The following is an 18,685-nucleotide window of genomic DNA, read 5'->3' as shown; positions in this document are numbered from 1 at the left end:
CGAGGCAGGTGCGACCCGATGAGCGACGACAAGCTGCGGTACTTCCTCAAGCGGGTGACCGCCGACCTGCACGACACGAAGCGCAAGCTGCAGACCGTCGAGGCCCGTGACAACGAGCCCCTCGCCATCGTCTCGATGAGCTGCCGCTTCCCCGGCGGCGTCCGGTCACCCGAGGACCTGTGGGAGATCGTCGCCGACGGCCGGGACGCCCTCACCGAGTTCCCGGCTGACCGGGGCTGGGACCTGGAGGCCCTCTACGACCCGGACCCGAACAAGCCGGGCAAGAGCTACACCCGCGTCGGCGGGTTCCTCGACGACGCCGGGGCGTTCGACCCGACCCTGTTCGGCATCTCGCCGCGCGAGGCCCTCGCGATGGACCCGCAGCAGCGGCTGCTGCTGGAGACGTCGTGGGAGGCCATCGAGCGGGCCGGCATCGACCCGCTGTCGCTGCGGGGCAGCTCCACCGGCGTCTTCGTCGGCGTGAGCACCTCCAACTACGGCATGGGCCTGCCGAACGTCCCCGAGGGCGTCGACATGTACCTCGGCACCGGCAACACCACCAGCGTCGCGTCCGGCCGCATCTCGTTCACCCTCGGCCTGAACGGTCCGGCCGTCACCGTCGACACGGCCTGCTCGTCGTCGCTGGTCGCCCTGCACCTCGCCGTGAACGCGCTGCGCCGGGGCGAGTGCGACCTCGCCATCGCCGGTGGCGTCACCGTCATGGCCACCCCCGGCGTCTTCGTCGTCTTCTCCCGGCAGCGCGGCATGTCCGTCGACGGCCGGTGCAAGGCGTTCGCGGAGGGGGCGGACGGCACCGGCTGGGGCGAGGGCGGCGGCGTGCTCGTCGTCGAGCGGCTCGCCGACGCCGAGCGCAACGGCCACCCCGTCCTCGCCGTGATCCGGGGCAGCGCCCTCAACCAGGACGGCGCGTCCAACGGCCTCACCGCGCCCAACGGCCCCTCCCAGCAGCGGGTCATCCGGGCCGCCCTCGCCAACGCCCGGCTCGGCACCGCCGACGTGGACGTGGTGGAGGCGCACGGCACCGGCACCACCCTCGGCGACCCGATCGAGGCGCAGGCGCTGCTCGCCACGTACGGGCAGGACCGCCCCGCCGACCGGCCGCTCTGGCTGGGCTCGGTGAAGTCCAACATCGGTCACACGCAGAGCGCCGCCGGGGTCGCCGGCCTGGTCAAGATGGTGATGGCGCTGCGCAACGGCGTCATGCCGGAGACGCTGCACATCGACGAGCCGTCGAAGCACGTCGACTGGTCCGCCGGGGCGGTGTCGCTGCTCACGGAGTCCCGGCCGTGGCCCGAGCTGGGCCGCCCCCGGCGCGGCGGCGTCTCCTCGTTCGGCGTCAGCGGCACCAACGCCCACGTGATCCTGGAGGAGTACCGGCCGCAGGCCGCCGCCCCGGACGCCGGGGAGGCCGTCGACACGGAGGCCGCCGAGGCGGAGACTGCCGCCGCCGCGCTCGTCGGCTCCGACGTGACGGTGTGGCCCGTGTCCGCCCGGTCGAAGGCGGCCCTCGCCGGCCAGGCCGCCCGGCTCGCCGCCCACGTGCGCCAGCACGGCGACCTCGCCCCGGCGGCGGTCGGCTGGTCCCTGGCCACCACCCGGTCCACGTTCGACCACCGTGCCGCCGTCGTCGGCGCGGACGCCGGGGAGCTGCTGGCCGGGCTCGACGCCCTGGCCACCGGCCAGCCGGCCGGCAACCTGGTCACCGGCACGGTCACCGGCTCCGGCGCGGGACCCGTCTTCGTCTTCCCCGGCCAGGGCGCGCAGTCGGCGCGGATGGCCGCCGGCCTGGTGGGCCGTGCGCCGGTGTTCGACGCGAAGCTGGCGGAGTGTCAGCGGGCCCTCGCCCCGCATCTCGACGTGGATCTCGTGTCGGTGTTGACCGGCGACGACGAGTCGTGGCTGGAACGGGTCGAGGTCGTGCAGCCGGTCCTGTGGGCCGTCGGCGTCGCCCTCGCCGCCGTGTGGCGGGCGGCCGGCATCGTGCCGGACGCGGTGGTCGGTCACTCGCAGGGTGAGATCGGTGCCGCCTGCGTCGCGGGGATCCTGTCCCTGGAGGACGCGGCGAAGACGGTGGCGCTGCGGTCGCGGGCCCTGGCCGTGCTGCGGGGCACCGGCACCATGGCGTCGGTGGACCTGTCCGCCGACGCGGTCACCGAGCGTCTCCCCGCGTTCTCGGGTGTGGGTGTGGCCGCCGTGAACGGCCCGGCGACGGTGGTCGTGTCGGGTCCGCCGCAGCCGGTCGCGGAGCTGGTGGACGCCTGCCAGGCGGACGGGATCCGGGCGCGGTTGATTCCGGTGGACTACGCGTCGCACTCCGCCGCCGTGCAGGACGTGGCCGAGCGGCTGCGCGCCGACCTGGCCGACGTGACCCCGCAGCCGGGCCACACCCGCCTGGTGTCGACGCTGACCGGCGACTGGGTCGACCCCGCCACCATGACCGCGGACTACTGGTATGACAACCTGCGGCAGACCGTCCAGTTCGACGCCGCCGTCCGGGTCGCTGTTGCCGCCGGGCACACCACGTTCGTGGAGATCAGCCCGCACCCGGTGCTCACCATGCCCGTCACGGCGATCCTCGACGACGCCGGCGTCACCGGCCACACCCTGGGCAGCCTGCGCCGGGGTGATGACGACCCGGCCCGGCTGCTGACCAACCTGGCCACCGCCCACGCGATCGGCCTGCCCGTCGACCTGACGAAGGTCCTCGGCGAGGCCGAGATGGTGCCGCTGCCCACGTACGCGTTCGACCACCAGCGGTTCTGGCTCGACGGCAGCGGCGGCGTCGACCTGGAGGCGCTGCTCCAAGGCGCGGCCAACCCCGACGACGCCGGCTTCTGGGCCGCCGTGGAACGCGGCGACCTCACCGCCCTCGCCGAGGCCGTCGCCACCGACGACACCCCCGCCTACGAGGCCCTCGACGCACTCGGCCCCGCCCTGCCGCTGCTCACCTCCTGGCGGCGCAAGCGCCGCCGGCAGTCCGACATCGACAGCTGGCGCTACCAGGACACCTGGAAGCCGCTGACCGGCATCGCCAACCGGGGCATGAGCGGCACCTGGGTCGTGGTCCTGCCCACCGGCGACATCGTCGAGCCCTGGCAGGACGCCTGCGTCGAGGCCATCACGGCGGCCGGCGCGACCGTCGTCGCCGTGCCCGTCTCCACCACCGACGCCGACCGCGACCTGCTCGGCAAGCTGCTGCGCGAGGCCCTCGTCGCCAGCGGCGGCGGCACCGACGAGCCCGCCGACGTGACCGGCGTGGTGTCGCTGCTCGCCTTCGACGAGCTGGTCCACCCGCTGCACCCGTCCGTGCCCGGCGGCTTCGCCGCCACCGTCGCGCTGTTCCAGGCCCTCGGCGACGTCGGCCTTCGCGCCCCCATGTGGGCCGTCACCTCCGGCGCCGCCTCCGTCGGCCGCGCCGACCTGCTGCGCTCCCCGACGCAGGCCCTCGTCTGGGGCTTCGGCCGGGTCGCCGCCCTGGAACACCCGCAGCGCTGGGGCGGCCTCGTCGACCTGCCCGAGGCCGTCGACGAGCGCTGCGCCGGCCTGCTGGTCGCGGCCCTCACCGCCGCCGGAGACGAGGACCAGATCGCGGTACGCCCCGGCGGCCTCCTCGCCCGCCGGCTCACCCGCGTGCCGCTCGGCGACAGCCAGCCCGCCACCCCGTGGGAGCCCTACGGCACGGCGCTCGTCACCGGCGGCACCGGTGCCCTCGGCGGGCACGCCGCCCGCTGGCTGGCCCGCAGCGGCGTGCAGAACATCGTCGTCGCCAGCCGCCGGGGCATGAACGCGCCGGGCGCGCAGCAGCTCGTCGACGACCTCACCGCGCTGGGCGCGCAGGCCAGCGTCGTCGAGTGCGACGCCGCCGACCGCGACGCCCTCGCCGCGCTGATCGAGTCGATCCCGGCCGAGTATCCCCTCACCACGGTCGTGCACGCCTCCGCCGTCCTCGACGACGCCATGATCAACGACATCCGGCTGGACCAGATCGAACGGGTCCTCCAGGCCAAGGTCGACGTCGCGTACCACCTGCACGAGCTGACCCTCGACCTCGACCTGTCCGCGTTCGTCATGTTCTCCTCCTTCGCCGGCAGCGTCGCCAGTTCCGGCGTCGGCAACTACGCGCCCAGCAACGCGTTCCTCGACGCCCTCGCCCAGCACCGGCGGGGCCTCGGCCTGCCCGCCACCTCCATCGCCTGGGGCGCGTGGGCCGGCGGCGGCATGGCCGACGGGCCGCTCGGCGAGCTGCTGCACCGCCACGGCGTACCCGAAATGGCCCCCGACGCGGCCATCGCCGCCCTGCACCAGGCCGTCGACCACGGCGAGGCGTTCCTCACCATCGCCGACATCGCCTGGGAGCGGTTCTCCGTCGCCTTCACCGCCACCCGCCCCGGCCCGCTGATCAGCGACCTGCCGGACGTGCGACGGCTCCAGGCGACCGAGCGGATCGCCACTGTGGAGACCGGCGACGGCCCCGACTCGCTCCAGGAGCGGCTCGCCGGGCTGCCCGCCGCCGACCGGCAAGCCGTGCTCCTCGGCCTCGTCCGCGGCCAGGTCGCCGCCGTGCTCAACTACCCGTCCGCCGAGTCGGTCGACGAGCACCGGGCGTTCCGCGAGCTGGGCTTCGACTCCGTCACCGCCGTCGAGCTGCGCAACCGGCTCGGCTCCGCCACCGGCGTCGCCCTGCCCGTCACCCTCGTCTTCGACTACCCGACGCCGACGACGCTGGCGGAGTACCTCTTCGCCGAGGTCGCCCACGACTACGTGGTCACCCCGACGGTCCTCCTCGACGACCTCGACCGGATCGCCGACAGCCTCGACGTCGTGGCGCGCGACGAGGCCGCCCGGGTGCGGGCCACCGTACGCCTCCAGGCGATGCTCTCCCGCCTCGGGCAGGCCGGCGGCGGAGCCGACATCGGCCGGCACCTCGACGACGCCACCGACGACGAACTGTTCGCGATGGTGGACAAGGACCTCGGCATCTCCTGACCCGCCCCGGCTCACCCCCGTCCCTTGCGAGGAAGCGGCACCCCGATGGCCAATGAAGACAAGCTCCGCGACTACCTCAAGCGGGTCATGGCGGATCTCCACGACACCCGCCGCCGGCTCAGTGAGGCGCAGTCCCAGGAACTGGAGCCGGTCGCGATCGTGGCGATGAGCTGCCGCCTGCCCGGCGGGGTGCGCAACCCCGACGACCTGTGGGAGCTGCTGAGCCAGGGCCGGGACGCCGTCGCCCCGTTCCCCGCCGACCGGGGCTGGGACGTCGAACGGCTCTACCACCCCGACCCCGACCACCCCGGCACCTCGTACGCCCGCGAGGGCGGGTTCATCGACGGGGCCGGAGACTTCGACTCCGCGTTCTTCGGCATCTCGCCCCGCGAGGCGCTGACCATGGACCCGCAGCAGCGGCTGCTGCTGGAGACGTCCTGGGAGGCCGTCGAGGCCGCCGGCATCGACCCCGCCTCGCTGCGCGGCAGCCGCACCGGCGTGTTCGTCGGCACCAACGGGCAGGACTACGGGACCCTGCTGATGATGTCGCCCGACGGCGACGAGGGCCACTCGATGACCGGCGGCGCGGCGGCCGTCGCGTCCGGCCGGGTGTCGTACACCCTCGGCCTCGAAGGGCCGGCCGTCTCCATCGACACGGCCTGCTCGTCGTCGCTGGTCGCGCTGCACCTCGCCGTGCAGGCGCTGCGGGCGGGGGAGTGCGACCTGGCCCTGGCCGGCGGCGTGACCGTCATGGCCACCCCCGGCCTCTACATTGGGTCCAGCCGGCAACGCGCCCTCTCCCCGGACGGGCGGTGCAAGTCGTTCGCCGCCGCCGCCGACGGCGCCGGGTTCTCCGAGGGCGTCGGCTGGCTGCTGGTCGAGCGGCTGTCGGACGCGCGGCGCCACGGCCACCAGGTCCTCGCCGTCGTACGCGGCTCCGCCGTCAACCAGGACGGCGCGTCCAACGGGCTCACCGCCCCGAACGGGCCGGCGCAGCAGCGGGTGATCAGCCAGGCCCTCGCCTCGGCCCGCCTGTCCACCGCCGACGTGGACGTGGTGGAGGCCCACGGCACGGGCACCACCCTGGGTGACCCGATCGAGGCGCAGGCGCTGCTGGCCACGTACGGGCAGGACCGGGGCGACGCCGCGCCGCTCCTGCTCGGCTCGGTCAAGTCCAACATCGGGCACGCTCAGGCGGCGGCCGGCGTGGCCGGCGTGATCAAGATGGTCCTCGCGATGCGGCACGGCGTCGTCCCGGCGACGCTGCACGTGGACGCCCCGTCGCCGCACATCGACTGGTCGGCGGGCGCGGTGGAGCTGGCCACCGAGGCGACGCCGTGGCCGCAGACGGGTCGTGCGCGGCGGTCGGCGGTGTCGTCGTTCGGCATTTCCGGCACCAACGCCCACGTCATCCTCGAACAGCCCGGCGAGCCCGCCGACGCGCCGGCCGGGGCCCGCGCGCCGGGGCTGGTCGACGCCGACGTGACGGTGTGGCCGGTCTCGGCCCGGTCGAAGGCGGCGCTCGCCGGTCAGGCCGCCCGGCTGGCCGCCCACGTGCGGGAGCACGGCGACCTCGCCCCGGCGGCGGTCGGTTGGTCCCTGGCGACGACGCGGTCGACGTTCGACCAGCGGGCGTCGGCCGTCGGGTCGAGCCTGGAGGAGTTGCTGTCCGGACTGGAAGCCCTGTCAGCCGGCGTGCCGGCGGGCACCGTGGTGTCCGGTGTGGCCGCGTCCCCCGGCGCGGGTCCGGTGTTCGTGTTCCCGGGTCAGGGCGCGCAGTCGGCACGCATGGCGGCCGGCCTGGTCGGCCGCGCGCCGGTGTTCGACGCGAAGCTGGCCGAGTGCCAGCGGGCCCTCGCCCCGCACCTCGACGTGGATCTCGTGTCGGTGTTGACCGGCGACGACGAGTCGTGGCTGGAACGGGTCGAGGTCGTGCAGCCGGTCCTGTGGGCGGTGGGCATTGCCTTGGCGGCGGTGTGGGAGCACGTGGGCGTGTCCCCGCAGGCGGTGGTCGGCCACTCGCAGGGTGAGATCGGCGCGGCGTGTGTCGCCGGGATTCTGTCCTTGGAGGATGCGGCGAAGACGGTGGCGTTGCGGTCGCGGGCGCTTGCGGTGCTGCGGGGGACGGGTGCGATGGCGTCGGTGGACCTGTCCGCCGATGCGGTGGCCGAGCGTCTCCCCGCGTTCCCGGGTGTGGGTGTGGCCGCCGTGAACGGCCCGGCGACGGTGGTGGTGTCGGGTCCGCCGCAGCCGGTCGCGGACCTGGTGGACGCGTGTCAGGCGGACGGGATCCGGGCGCGGCTGATCCCGGTGGACTACGCGTCGCACTCCGCCGCCGTGCAGGACGTGGCCGAGCGGCTGCGCGCCGACCTGGCCGACGTGACCCCGCAGTCGGGTCGGGTCCGGCTCGTGTCGACGCTGACCGGCGACTGGGTCGACCCCGCCACCATGACGGCGGACTACTGGTATGACAACCTGCGGCAGACCGTGCAGTTCGACGCGGCCGTCCGCGTCGCCATCGCCGCCGGGCACACCACGTTCATCGAGATCAGCCCGCATCCGGTGCTCACGATGCCGGTGACGGCGATCCTCGACGACGCGGGGGTCACCGGTTACACCCTGGGTAGCCTGCGGCGGGGTGACGACGACCCGACCCGGCTGCTGACCAACCTGGCCACCGCACACGCGATCGGCCTGCCCGTCGACCTGACGAAGGTCCTCGCCGAGGCCGAGGTGGTGCCGTTGCCCACGTACGCGTTCGACCACCACCGCTACTGGCCCGCCCCGCCGCTGTTCCTCAGCCAGGGCGAGGCCGCGCCCGACATCGACCGGTGGCGGTACCGGATCACCTGGCCCGCCCTGCCCGACCTGCCGCTGACCTGGCTCGCCGGGACGTGGCTGGTCCCGTTGCCCGCCGGCACGGCCGACGACCCGCTGGTCGCCGGGGTGCTCGGCGCGCTCGGCAACTTCGGCGCGGACGTCGTACCCGTCGAGGTGGACGCCACCGCAGACGCCGCGACCCTCGCCGACGGGCTGCGCGCCGCGCTGCCGGCGGACGGTCCGGCGGCCGTGCTGTCCCTGCTCGGCCTCGACGGGCGGGCGCACCCCGACCACCCGGCCACCACCCTCGGCGTCACCGGGACGGTGGCGCTGGTCCAGGCGCTCGGGACGCTCGGCGTCGAGGCCCCGCTGTGGTGCGCGACCCGGGGGGCCGTCGCCGTCGCCGCCGACGACCAGCCGCCGCACCCCACGGCCGCCGCCGTCTGGGGCCTCGGCCGCGCCGTCGCCCTGGAACACCCCGGCCGCTGGGGCGGCCTGATCGACCTGCCCGACAGCCTCGACGCGCACGCCGGTGCCCTGCTCTGCGCGGCGCTCGGCGACACCGGCGGCGAGGACCAGCTCGCCGTCCGCGACTCCGGGGTGTACGCCCGCCGGCTCACCCGGATCACCGACCCCGAGCCGACCACCCCCGGCGACCCGGCCTCGTCCGAGGCGGCCGGCGGCCCGGACGCGGCCGTCTCCGACGAACCGACCCCGCACGCCACCGACGAGTCGACCGACGGCGGCTGGCGGATGCGCGGCACCGTGCTGATCACCGGCGGCACCGGTGGCCTCGGCGGGCACCTCGCCCGCTGGGCCGCCCGCCACGGCGCGGCGCACCTGCTGCTGGCCAGCCGGCGCGGCCCCGACGCCCCGGGCGTGGCCGAGCTGGAGGCCGAGCTGACCGACCTGGGCGTACGGGTCACCGTCGCCGCCTGCGACGTCACCGACCGCGCCCAGCTCGCCACCCTCCTCGCCGCCGCGCCGGCCGACGCGCCGCTGAGCGCCGTGCTGCACACCGCCGCCGTCCTCGACGACGGCATCGTCGACACGGCCACCCCGCTGCGCCTGCACACCGTCGCCGCGCCCAAGTGCGTCGCCGCCGACCACCTCGACGAGCTGACCCGCGACCTCGACCTCGACGCGTTCGTGCTGTTCTCCTCCGTCGCCGGCACCACCGGCAACGCCGGCCAGGGCGCGTACGGGGCGGCGAACGCCTACCTCGACGCCCTCGCCGAGCGGCGACGCGCGCAGGGCCGGCCCGCCCTGTCCGTGGCGTGGGGGGCGTGGAGCGGGGCCGGCCTGCCCGCCGACAACGAGCGCGCCCAGCAGCGGCTGCGCCGGGGCGGCATGGTCGGCATGGACCCCGACCTGGCCGTCGAGGCCCTCGCCCGCGCGCTGCGCCGGGGCGAGACGACGACGCTGATCGCCGACATCGACTGGGCCCGGTTCGCGCCCGCGTTCACCCTGGTCCGGCCCAGCCCCCTGATCGGCGACCTGCCCGAGGTGGTCGAGGCGGCCCGGCCGGCAGCCGCGCCGGACGCCGAGGAGGAGGCGGACGCGCCGTCGGGTGCGCTCGCCCGCCGGCTCGCCGGGCTGTCCCGGGCCGACCGCGCCGAGGCGCTGCTGGAACTGGTCCGCCAGTGCGCGGCGACCGCGCTGGGCTACGGCTCGGCCGACGACGTGCCGGCCACCCGCCCGTTCCGGGACCTGGGGCTGGACTCGCTGACCGCCGTGGACATGCGCAACTTCCTGGCCACCGCCACCGACCTGCGGCTGCCCGCCACGCTCGCGTTCGACTATCCGAACCCGACGGCGCTCGCCGCGCACCTGGCGGAGCTGCTCACCGGCGTCGACCCCGAGCCGGCGGCCTCCGCGCCGGCCGCCGCGCCCGTGGACGACGAGCCCATCGCGATCGTCGCCATGAGCTGCCGGCTGCCCGGCGGCGCGGACAACCCGGAGCAGCTATGGCAGCTCCTCGCCGCCGGCGGCGACGCGATCGGCGAGTTCCCCACCGACCGGGGCTGGGACCTCGACCGGCTGTTCGACTCCGACCCGGAGAACGAGGGCACCAGCTACGCCCGGGAGGGCGGCTTCGTCACCGGCGTCGCCGACTTCGACCCCGTCTTCTTCGGCATCAGCCCCCGCGAGGCCCTCGCCATGGACCCGCAGCAGCGGCTGCTGCTGGAGGCGTCCTGGGAGGCCATCGAGCGGGCCGGCATCGACCCGCAGGCCCTGCGGGGCACCCCCACCGGAGTGTTCGTCGGCACCAACTACCAGGACTACCGCAACCTCATGTTCAGCGCCGAGGGCGCCGAGGGGCACCTGATGACCGGCAACGCCGGCAGCGTGCTCTCCGGCCGGGTGTCGTACACCCTCGGGTTGGAGGGGCCCGCCGTGTCGGTCGACACGGCCTGCTCGTCGTCGCTGGTCGCCCTGCACTGGGCCTGCCAGGCGCTGCGCCAGGCGGAGTGCTCCATGGCCCTCGTCGGCGGCGTCACCGTCATGTCCACCCCCGGCGTGTTCGTCGGCTTCAGCCGGCAGCGGGGGCTGGCCCCGGACAGCCGGGTCAAGGCGTTCGCGTCGGCCGCCGACGGCACGAGCTGGGGCGAGGGGCTGGGCGTGCTGCTGGTGGAGCGGCTGTCCGACGCCCGCCGCAACGGCCACCCCGTGCTCGCGGTGATCCGGGGCTCCGCCGTCAACCAGGACGGCGCGTCCAACGGGCTGACCGCCCCGAACGGGCCGTCGCAGCAGCGGGTCATCCGGCAGGCCCTCGCCAACGCCCGCCTCACCCCGGCGGACGTGGACGCCGTCGAGGCGCACGGCACCGGCACGAAGCTGGGCGACCCGATCGAGGCGCAGGCGCTGCTCGCCACGTACGGGCGGGAGCGGCCCGCCGACCAGCCGCTGTGGCTCGGCTCGATCAAGTCGAACATCGGCCACACCCAGGCCGCCGCCGGGGTCGCCGGCATCATCAAGATGGTCCTCGCGCTGCGCTACGGCTTCCTGCCGGCGACCCTGCACGTCGACGAGCCCACCGACCAGGTGGACTGGAGCGTCGGCGCGGTCGAGCTGCTCACCGAGGGCCGGCCCTGGCCGGTCACCGGCCACCCGCGCCGGGCCGCCGTCTCCTCCTTCGGCATCAGCGGCACCAACGCGCACACCATCCTGGAGCAGGCCCCCGACGAGCCCGCCCCGGTCACGCCGGCCGGCGACCCGGGCCGGCTGCCGGTGGTGCCGGTGCTGCTGTCGGCGCGTACCCCGGCGGCCCTCGCAGCCCAGGCCGGGCCGTGGGCCGACCAGCTCACCGGGCCGGAGGCCCCGCCGATGGTCGACGTCGGCTGGTCGTCGGCGGTGTCCCGGGCCGACCTGGACCACCGGGCCGTCGTCCTGGCCGCCGACCGGATCGCCCTGCGCACCGGGCTGCGCGCCCTCGCCACCGGCGACGACTCGCCGCTGCTGGTCACCGGGGCCGTCGCGCCCCGCCCGAAGGTGGCGTACCTGTTCTCCGGGCAGGGCGCGCAGCGGGCCGGGATGGGCCGCGAGCTGGCCGAGGCGTTCCCCGTCTTCGCCGCCGCCCTCGACGAGGTCTGCGCCGCCTGCGACCCGCACCTGCCCGGGCCGCTGCGGCCGGTGCTGTTCGCCGAGCCCGGCACCGCCGACGCGGCGCTGCTCGACCGCACCGAATACACCCAGCCCGCGCTGTTCGCCGTCGAGGTGGCGCTGTTCCGGCTCCTCGCCGCGTGGGGGCTGCGGCCCGACGCGGTCGCCGGGCACTCCATCGGCGAGTTCGCCGCCGCCCACGCCGCCGGGATGCTGTCGCTGGCCGACGCCGCCGCGCTGGTCGCCGCCCGGGGCCGGCTCATGCAGGCCCTGCCCGACGGCGGGGCGATGCTCGCCGTCGCCGCGGCCGAGGCCGACGTGCTCGCCTCGCTCGGCGACCGCGCCGACCGGGTCTCCGTCGCCGCCGTCAACGGCCCCGCCGCCGTGGTGCTCTCCGGGGCCGGCGACGCCGTCGAGGAACTGGCCGCCGAGTGGGCCGCCCGGGGCGTCCGCGTGCGGCGGCTCACCGTCAGCCACGCCTTCCACAGCCCGCTGATGGACCCGGTGCTCGCCGACCTCGCCGCCGTCGCCGGGCGGCTGGACTGGCGGGCCCCGACCGTGCCGATGGTCTCCACGGTCACCGGCGCGCCCGTCGGCGCGGACGAGCTGGCCGACCCGGCATACTGGGCGCGGCACGCCCGCGACGCCGTACGCTTCGCCGACGCCGTCGCGGCCCTGCGCGAGCAGGGCACCACCGCGTACGTCGAGATCGGCCCCGACGGGGTGCTCACCGCGCTCACCCAGGCCGTCCTCGCCGAGGGCGCCCCGGCCGGCGGGCGGGCCCCGCTGGTCGCGCCGACCCTGCGCCGGGACCGCCCCGAGCCGGCGGCCCTGCTGCGGGCCGTCGCCGCCCTGCACACCCACGGCGTCAGCCCCGACTGGCCCACCCTGTACGCCGGCACCGGCGCGCAACGCGTCGACCTGCCCACGTACGTGTTCGACCGGCAGCGGTACTGGCCGGAGCCGCCGCCGTGGGCCACCGCCGTCCCCGCCGCTGAGGACGCCGACGACACCGAGGTCGAGCGGCGGTTCTGGGCGGCCGTCGACGCCGAGGACCTCGACTCCCTGGCCCGCGAGCTGGACGTCGACCGCGACCAGCCGTTCGGTGCGGTGCTGCCGGCCCTGTCGGCGTGGCGGCGACGCGGCCGGGAACGGTCCCTCGTGGACGCCTCCCGCTACCGGGCGGTCTGGGAGCCCCTCGCCGCCACCCCGGAGCCGCAGGAGCCCGGCCACTGGCTGGTGCTGCTGCCCGCCGACCGGGTCGACGACCCCGTCCTGGACTCCTGCACCTGGACCCTCGGCACCGACGTGACCACCGTCGGCGTCGACCTCACCGCCGACCCCGACGAGCTGGGCGGGCAGCTCGCCGACGTGCTCGGCGAGGCCCTCGACGCCGCCGAGGGGACCCTGTCGGTGCTGTCCTTCCTCGGCCTGGACGACGCCGGCCACGCCGAGCACCCGGCGCTGCCGCGCGGCCTCGCCGCGACCGTCCAGCTGCTCCAGGAACTCGCCGACCGCGACGCGGCGGCCCGGCTGTGGTGCGTCACCCAGGGCGCCGTCGGCACCGGCGCCGGCGACGCGCCGGCCAACCCCCGGCAGGCGACGCTGTGGGGGCTGGGCCGGGTGGCGGCGCTGGAGCAGCCGGCCCGCTGGGGCGGGCTGGTCGACCTGCCCGCCACGATCGACAGCTGGGCCGCGATGCGGCTCGGCAACGTGCTCACCGGCGGCGTCGCCGAGGACCAGCTCGCCGTCCGCGAGTCCGACGTGCTGGTACGCCGCCTCGCCCCGGCCGTCACCACCGGGGAACCGGAGCCGTGGCAGCCCCGGGGCACCGTGCTGATCACCGGCGGCACCGGCGCGCTCGGCGGGCACGTGGCCCGCTGGGTGGCCGCCGCCGGCGCGCAGCGGGTGGTGCTGACCAGCCGCCGCGGCACCGACACCCCCGGCGCGACGGAGCTGCTGGCCGAGCTGACCGCCCTCGGCGTCGACTGCCGGGTCGCCCGGTGCGACGCCGCCGACCGGGCCGGCATGACCGACCTGATCGCCGACCTGCGCCGCGACGGGCCGCCGCTGCGCGCCGTGGTGCACGCCGCCGGGGTCAGCGAGGTGGTGCCGCTGACCGACACGACGCTGGAGGACCTCGCGTACGTCATCGCCCCGAAGCTCGTCGGCGCGGAGCTGCTCGACGAGCTGCTCGACGGCGTCGAGCTGGACGCGTTCGTGCTGTTCTCGTCGATCGCGGCGGTGTGGGGCAGCGGCGGGCAGGGCGCGTACGCCGCCGGCAACGCCCACCTCGACGCGCTCGCCGAGGCCCGCCGCGGCCGGGGCCTGCCCGCCACGTCCGTGGCGTGGGGGCCGTGGACCGAGTCGGGCATGTTCTCCGACGGCGCGCCGGAGCAGCTGCGCCGCCGGGGCCTGCGGGTCATGCCGCCGGGCGTGGCGCTGGCCGGGCTGCGGCACGCCCTCGCCGCCGGGGACACCTGCGTCACCGTCGCCGACGTCGACTGGGCCACCTTCCACCCGCTGTTCACCGCGCTGCGGCCCAGCCCGCTGCTGGCCGACCTGCCGGCCGTGCACGCGCTGACCGCCGCCCCGGCCGCCGCGCCGGACCCGGCCGCGCCCGCCGGCCGGGACCTGCTCGCCGGGCTGCGGTCGCTGCCCGGCCAGGAGCGGCGGGCCGCGCTGCTGGAGATGGTGCGGGTCGATGCGGCGAAGGTCCTCGGCCACTCCTCCGCCGACGCGATCGAGACCGACCGGGGCTTCCTCGACCTCGGCTTCGACTCGCTGACCGCCGTGGAGCTGCGCAACCTGCTCACCGCCGCGACCGGGCACGACCTGCCCACCACGGTCGTGTTCGACTACCCGACCCCGGCGGGCCTCGCCGACCACCTGCACGAGGAGCTGTTCGGCGCCGAGGCCGGGCCGGACGCCGACGGGCCGGTTGGCTCCGCTGCGGGCGGCTCCGGCGACGAGGAGCAGGTGCGGCGGGTCCTCGCCGCGATCCCGCTGGTCCAGCTCCGCCAGGCCGGCCTGCTCGACCAGCTTCTCCAGCTCGCGCACACGGTCACCGGCCCGGCCACGGCGGCCGCCCCGGCCGCCCCGGAGGCCCAGATCCGCGAACTCGACGTCGCCGGCCTGGTCCGGATGGCCCTGGAAGGCACCGACTCGTGACCCGGCCCGCCCCAAGGAGCCCCGAATGAGCGTCTCGCTGGACGAGGTCGTCAGCGCGCTGCGCGCGTCCCTGCTCGACAACCAGAAGCTGCGCCAGCAGAACCAGCAGCTCGCCGCCACGCTCGGCGAACCGGTGGCGATCATCGGGATGAGCTGCCGGTTCCCCGGCGGGGTCGACTCGCCGGAGCGGCTGTGGGACCTCGTCGCCGCCGGCGGTGACGCCATGGCCCCGTTCCCCGGCGACCGGGGCTGGAACATGGACGCGCTCTACGACGCCGACCCGGCCAGCCGGGGCACCTCGTACGTGCGCGACGGCGGGTTCCTCTACGACGCCGGGGACTTCGACGCCGCGTTCTTCGGCATCAGCCCCCGCGAGGCCCTCGCCATGGACCCGCAGCAGCGGCTGCTGCTGGAGGCCGCGTGGGAGGCGTTCGAGCGGGCCGGGATCGACCCGACGACGCTGCGCGGCGCGCCCACCGGCGTGTACGCGGCCACCAGCAGCCAGGGCGACTACGCGGCCCTGCTGTCCGGGGTCGGCGGCGGCGTCGAGGGCTACCTCGGCACCGGCAGCGCCGCCGCCGTGGCCAGCGGCCGCATCTCGTACGCCCTCGGCCTGGAGGGCCCGGCCGTCACCGTCGACACGGCCTGCTCGTCGTCGCTGGTGGCGCTGCACCTGGCCTGCCAGGCGCTGCGGCTCGGCGAGTGCACCCTCGCCCTGGCCGGCGGGGTGTCGGTGATGGCCACCCCGACGGTCTTCGTCGAGTTCTCCCGCCAGCGGGGCCTGTCCACCGACGGGCGGTGCAAGTCGTTCGCCGCCGCCGCCGACGGCACCGGCTGGTCCGAGGGCGTCGGCATGCTGCTCGTCGAGCGGCTCTCCGACGCCCGCCGCAACGGCCACCGGGTCCTCGCCGTGATCCGGGGCAGCGCCGTCAACCAGGACGGGGCCAGCAGCGGGCTCACCGCCCCCAACGGCCCCTCGCAGCGCCGGGTCATCAGGCAGGCCCTCACCAACGCCGGGCTCACCGCCGCCGACGTCGACGTCGTCGAGGCGCACGGCACCGGCACCACCCTCGGCGACCCGATCGAGGCGCAGGCGCTGCTCGCCACGTACGGGCAGGGCCGGGGCGACGCCGCGCCGCTGCTGCTCGGCTCGGTGAAGTCGAACATCGGCCACACCCAGGCCGCCGCCGGCGTCGCCGGGGTGATCAAGATGGTGCTCGCGATGCGGCACGGGGTGCTGCCGCCCACCCTGCACGTCGACGAGCCCACCCCGCACGTCGACTGGTCCGCCGGGGCGGTGACCCTGCTGACCGAGACCACCCCGTGGCCGGACACCGGCCGCCCGCGCCGCGCCGGGGTGTCCGCGTTCGGGGTCAGCGGCACCAACGCGCACACCATCGTCGAGCAGGCCGACCCCGCCGACGCCCAGCCCACCCGGCCGGCCGGGACGCCCGCCCCGCCGGTGCCGTGGATCGTCTCCGCCCGCTCCGCCCCGGCCCTCGCCGGGCAGGCCCGCCGCCTGCTCGACCACCTCGCCGCCCACCCCGACCTGGCCCCGGCCGACGTGGCGTACTCGCTGGTCACCACCCGGGCCGCCCTGCCGCACCGGGCCGCCGTCACCGGCGACGACGCCGACGCGCTGCGCGCCGGCCTGCGCGCGGTCGCCGAGGATCGGCCCGCCCCCCACGTCGTACGCGGCGTGGCCCGCCCCGCCGGCAAGCTCGCCTTCCTGTTCACCGGGCAGGGCGCGCAGCGCCCCGGCATGGGCGCGCAGCTGCACCGCCGGTTCCCCGTCTTCGCCGCCGCGTTCGACGAGGTGGCCGCCGAACTCGACCGGCACCTGCCCCGCCCGCTGCGCGAGGTCGTCTTCGCCGCGCCGGACACCCCCGAGGCGGCCCTGCTGGACCGCACCGAGTTCACCCAGCCCGCGCTGTTCGCGTACGAGGTGGCCGCGTACCGGCTGGTCACCGCCTTCGGGCTGCGCCCGCAGCAGCTCCTCGGGCACTCCGTCGGCGGGCTGGCCGCCGCGCACGTCGCCGGGGTGCTGTCGCTGGCCGACGCCGCCGCGCTGGTGGCCGCCCGGGGCCGGCTCATGCAGGCCCTGCCCGACGGCGGGGCGATGCTGGCGGTGCGGGCGTCCGAGGCCGAGGTGGCCCCGCTGCTCGACGGCCGGGTCGCCCTGGCCGCCGTGAACGGCCCCGCGTCGGTGGTGCTCTCCGGCGACGCCGACGCGGTGGCGGCGGCCGGCGAACGGCTCGCCGCGCAGGGCCACCGGACCCGCCCGCTGCGGGTCAGCCACGCCTTCCACTCCGCCCGGATGGACGCGATGCTGGCCGACTTCCGGGTGGTCGCCGAGAAGGCCACCTGGCATCCGCCGGCCGTGCCGCTGGTCTCCGACCGCACCGGGGCCCCGCTGAACGTCGCCGAGGCCACCGACCCCGGCTACTGGGTCGACCACGTCCGGGACACCGTCCGCTTCCACGCCGGAATGACCACCCTCGCCGCCGCCGGGGTCGGCGCCTTCCTGGAGCTGGGCCCCGACGGCGCGCTCACCGCCCTGGGCCGGGAGTGCCTGCCGGACGCCGACGCGGCGGCGTTCGCGCCCATCGGCCGCCGGGACCAGCCGGAGGCGGCCACCCTGCTCGCCGCGCTCGCCGCCGTCGACCTGCGCGGGGCGGGCGTCGACTGGGCCGCGGCCTTCGCCGGCACCGACGCCGTCCGGGTGGACCTGCCCACCTACGCGTTCCACCACGAGCGGTACTGGCCGGAGCCGCCGGCGCTGCACCTCGCGACCCGACCGGAGTCCGACGCCGCCGAGGAGGCGCCGGCCGACGAGCCGGTGGTCGACCCCGCGCGGCTGCTGCGCGACCGGCTCGTCGCCAGCGCGGCCGGCGACCGGCACCGGATCCTGCTCGACCTGGTCCGGGCGCAGGTGGCGACCGTGCTCGGGCACGCCTCGCCCGGGGCGATCGAGGCCGACCGGGACTTCCTGGAGCTGGGCTTCGACTCGCTGACCGCGCTGGAGCTGCGCGACGCGCTGCGCCAGGAGACCGGGGCGGACCTGTCGGCCACCCTGCTGTTCGACCACCCCACCCCGACGGCGCTGGCCCGGCACCTGCTCGGCCAGCTGCTCGGCGCGGCCGGCGACGCGGCGGCCGGCACCGGCACGCCGGAGGGGGCCGGCGGCATCCTCGGCGGGCTGTTCCGCGAGCCCAAGGCCCGCGAGGACGCCGCCGGATACGCCGAGCTGCTGGTCAAGCTCGCCCAGTTCCGCCCCAGCTTCACCGAGCCCGGCCAGCTCAGCCGCCCGGCGGCGATCCTGCGGCTCGCCGAAGGCGGCACCGGCGCGGCCCCGATCGTGTTCTGCTGCACCATGTCGCTGCTCTCCGGCCCGCACGAGTACGCCCGCGTCGCCGCCGGCTTCCGGGGGCACCGCGACGTGTGGGCGCTGCCCAACCCCGGCTTCGCCGTCGGCGAGGAACTCCCCGCCGACCTGGACGCGCTGCTGCGGGTGCACGCCGACACGGTGCTGCGGACGGTCGGCGGCGGCCCGTTCGTCCTCGCCGGACACTCCGGCGGCGCGATGGTCGCCAACGTGCTCGCCCGGGAGCTGGAACGGCAGGGCCGGCCGCCCGCCGCGGTGGTGCTGATGGACACCTACCCGGCCGACAGCGAGGTGCTCGGCGGCTGGACGGGGCAACTGCTCGACGGGATGGTCGAGCGGGACAGCGCGTACACGCCGATGGACGACTACCGCACCACCGCCTGGGCCGGCTACCTGCCGCTGTTCCTCACCTGGCAGCCCGCCCCGCTGGACTCGGCGACGCTGCTGGTGCGGGCCACCCGGCCGCTGGGGCAGTGGCACGGCGAACCCGACGGGTGGCGGTCGCGGTGGCCGTACCCGCACGAGGCGGTGGACGCCGACGGCGACCACTTCACCATGGTCGGCGAGCGGGGCACCGACCTGGCCGCCACCGTGCAGCGGTGGCTGGCCGACCGGGGCCTGTGACACCGCCCCTGGCCTGCCCCTAGCACCCCCTAACGAAGCGATTGACATCTGTCCCAGCAGGGACCAGGACGGGAG

General features: G+C 76.4%; 2 protein-coding genes and 1 pseudogene. All 3 read left to right on the top strand.

Features of this window, described 5'->3' with window-relative positions:
- Window positions 1–18 precede the first annotated feature (18 nt).
- A complete protein-coding gene (locus GA0070558_RS20885) occupies window positions 19–5,007 on the top strand; it encodes a type I polyketide synthase (RefSeq protein WP_091282875.1) in 4,989 nt (1,662 codons plus the stop codon).
- Window positions 5,008–5,031: 24 nt separating this feature from the next.
- A complete protein-coding gene (locus tag GA0070558_RS20880) occupies window positions 5,032–14,601 on the top strand; it encodes a type I polyketide synthase (protein ID WP_439709621.1) in 9,570 nt (3,189 codons plus the stop codon).
- Window positions 14,602–14,626: 25 nt separating this feature from the next.
- Window positions 14,627–18,610: pseudogene (locus tag GA0070558_RS20875) on the top strand (type I polyketide synthase); the annotation flags it as partial.
- Between the last annotated feature and the right edge of the window lie 75 nt (window positions 18,611–18,685).

The sequence above is a fragment of the Micromonospora haikouensis genome, from assembly GCF_900091595.1.
Classification (GTDB): domain Bacteria; phylum Actinomycetota; class Actinomycetes; order Mycobacteriales; family Micromonosporaceae; genus Micromonospora; species Micromonospora haikouensis.
The sequence above is the reverse complement of the archived record's forward strand: the minus strand, read 5'-3'. Positions and strand labels throughout refer to the sequence as shown.

What these genes read in the sequence shown, in the direction of transcription:
- GA0070558_RS20885 (WP_091282875.1), top strand. Translation starts at nt 19, where the DNA reads ATGAGCGACGACAAGCTGCGGTACTTCCTCAAGCGGGTGACCGCCGAC.